The 1,965-nt window shown below is 77.3% G+C and carries 2 protein-coding genes and 1 pseudogene; all 3 read right to left on the bottom strand.

Translation table 11 applies throughout. The annotated features are described in order from the left end of the window. Nucleotides 1-192 (bottom strand): annotated as a pseudogene (locus tag HUW36_RS31870) (hypothetical protein); the annotation flags it as partial. Between the two features lie 111 nt (nt 193-303). Then, nucleotides 304-924, bottom strand: coding sequence for a hypothetical protein (locus HUW36_RS31875; protein ID WP_174531456.1), 621 nt, complete (start codon nt 922-924; stop codon nt 304-306). Between the two features lie 53 nt (nt 925-977). After that, nucleotides 978-1,847: an alpha/beta hydrolase family protein gene (locus tag HUW36_RS31880; RefSeq protein WP_174531457.1), complete on the bottom strand. Its 870-nt coding sequence runs from the start codon at nt 1,845-1,847 to the stop codon at nt 978-980. Nucleotides 1,848-1,965 lie beyond the last annotated feature (118 nt).

Raw genomic sequence — 1,965 nt, forward strand, 5'->3', positions numbered from 1 at the left:
CGCCGACGTCACGCCCGGCCCGGCCCCGGCCGCGCGGCGCTCACCGCGCCTGCCCTCGGGCACGGCGGTCTCCTCGCTGCCCTCGTCCATCGGGTCGCGGTCACCCGCGCCCCACGGCGGGTCGGCGTCGAAGCCGTCGGTGGTGCCCCACGGCGCGGCCGACTCCGGCCCGCGCCCGTCGCTGCTCGTCATGGTCTCACCTCACCCTGCGTGGACCGGCCGGCGCCGGTGGCGCCCGTCGGGTCGGGTCGGCACCGCACGGCCGGCGGCCCACCCCGATGTGGGTCGCCGGCCGCGCGGTGGTCAGCGGGCGGCCCCGACCAGGGAACGCCCGGCCGCGCCCATGGCGGCCACCTTGCCGAGGTTCTTCGGCATTCCGCCGGCACGGTTGAGCATGCCGCGGAACACCTGCCCCGGCTTCTGCTGCTCGCCCATGTACGCCGTCACCACGACCAGCGCGCCGGTCAGCGCCGGGATCGCCCACTGGAGCATCTTCATCTGCCGCTGGCTCGCGGCGACGTTCGCCGGCGTGTGCTGGTGCGGCTCGGTGGTCCCCATGACGGGCGGCCCACCCGCCTTCTCCAGCCGCATGCCGACCAGCCGGCTGTAGCCGGTCACCGCCAGCGCGGCCACGGTCAGCCCGGTCTTCACCGCGCTGGCCTTCCCCACCCCGGCCTGCCGGGCCATCCGCGGGCTCTCGGTGACCAGCTCGCCGACCGCGCCGGCCAGGTGTGCGCCGATCGCCGCCGCGTTCACCGGCGTCCACCGCGCCCAGCCGGCCGAGGCCACCGGCAGCCGCTGGGTCGAGTCGTCGATTCGTGCCGCCGCGCCGTTGACGCCGAGCGCTCCCATCAGGGAGCCGCCGAACCAGGCCGCCAGGCCCAGGTCGTGCATCGAGCGCAGCGTGGTGTGCCGTTCGGACATCAGATCCCCCTCCGCCGTGTTCGGGCGGTGCGGCATACCCGTCCTCGCCGTGCTCACGCCCTCGGATCGCGGGGCGGCAGCGTGTCGACGAACGCGGCGACCCGTCCGGCCAGCGGCGCGGCGGCACGGACCCAGGTGAAGTGGTCGAGCGACGCGCCGGCCTCGGCGACCGTGTAGCGGTGCCGGGTCACCGGCGCGGCGGCCAGCTTGCCGCAGAGGTGGTCCAGCGTCTCGTGCGGCGTGTACTGGTCGTCGTCGACGCTGATCGCCAGCACCGGGGTGCGGATCCGGCGCACGGCCGCCTCGGCGTCGACCCCGTCCAGCGCCGGGAACCGGCCGGTGCGGGCGGTGTGCGCCCAGTCCCGGATAACGCCGCGTGCCTGCCGGCCGCCGAACCCCCACCCGGGCCAGACCCCGAGCAGTCGGGCCGCCGCCGCGATGCCCTGGGTGTACGGCAGCACGCCCCAGCCGCGCAGCCCCGGGTACCGGCGCCACCACGGGATGCCGACCGCCACCAGCGCCAGCCCGTCGACCCGGGCGGCCTCGTGCAGCGCCTGGTGCAGCACGGCGACCTGCCCGCCCAGCGAGTGCCCGAGCAGCAGCCGGGTGCGGCCGTCCAGCCGGGGCTTGAGCGCGTCGAGCACCGCGCCGACGTCGGTGGCCAGCTCCGCGTAGCCGTACCGGCAGGTGCGGGCGGGGGCGGGGGTGCTCTCCCCGGTGCCGCGCAGGTCGGCCACGATCACGGCGAGCCCGGCGTCGCGCAGCGCGGCGGCGAACGGCCGGTAGTAGCGGGCCCGGACGCCCATGGCCGGCCAGACCAGCACCACCGGCGCGCCGGGCGGCCCGGCCGGCTCCGGGTAGATCTGCACGCCGATGCGCGCCCCGTCGACGTCCACGTACTCCTGCGTGTACTCCCCGCTCACCGGCCCAGCGTACGGTCCGAAGCTACCGGCGGGTAGCAAGGGGTGGCGGCCCGGACGCCTGGGCCGGCACCGCGCGGCGCACGGCTGCCGACTCGACCCGGCCGACGGCGGCCAGGAC

It is taken from the genome of Micromonospora maritima (assembly GCF_902825405.1).
GTDB classification, from domain to species: domain Bacteria; phylum Actinomycetota; class Actinomycetes; order Mycobacteriales; family Micromonosporaceae; genus Micromonospora; species Micromonospora maritima.